Annotated in this window: 1 protein-coding gene; it reads left to right on the top strand. The window is 51.5% G+C overall.

The annotated features are described in order from the left end of the window. Positions 1-8 precede the first annotated feature (8 nt). Positions 9-342, top strand: a 334-nt coding sequence (locus tag EN859_RS36235; protein WP_135913673.1) for a winged helix-turn-helix transcriptional regulator, incomplete at its 3' end; no start/stop codon positions are given.

Genomic DNA, 342 nt, shown 5'->3' on the forward strand with positions numbered 1-342 from the left:
TTTGACCATTGGCATATCGTGGGTTCCCGAAAAAATACGATCGCATCGAAGCTCGCATCCTCGAGCTCGTTCAAAAGAACAACAGACTGACCTCTGACGCTATTGGCGAACAGGTCGCATTGTCCGCGACCGCGTGTCAGCGACGATTGAAGCGGCTACGAGCCGAGGGCATCATAGAGGCCGATGTATCTATCGTGTCAGCGAAGGCGGTTGGAAGACCGATACAGATGCTTTTGCTGGTCACGCTTGAACGGGAGCGTGTAGATATCATTGACCGCTTCAAAAGAGACATCAAATCATCTTTAGAAATCGCCACCGGCTTTTACATTACCGGTGACGCGG

Origin of the sequence: Mesorhizobium sp. M00.F.Ca.ET.216.01.1.1 (genome assembly GCF_004010325.2) — a bacterium.
In the GTDB taxonomy this organism is placed as follows: Bacteria; Pseudomonadota; Alphaproteobacteria; order Rhizobiales; family Rhizobiaceae; genus Mesorhizobium.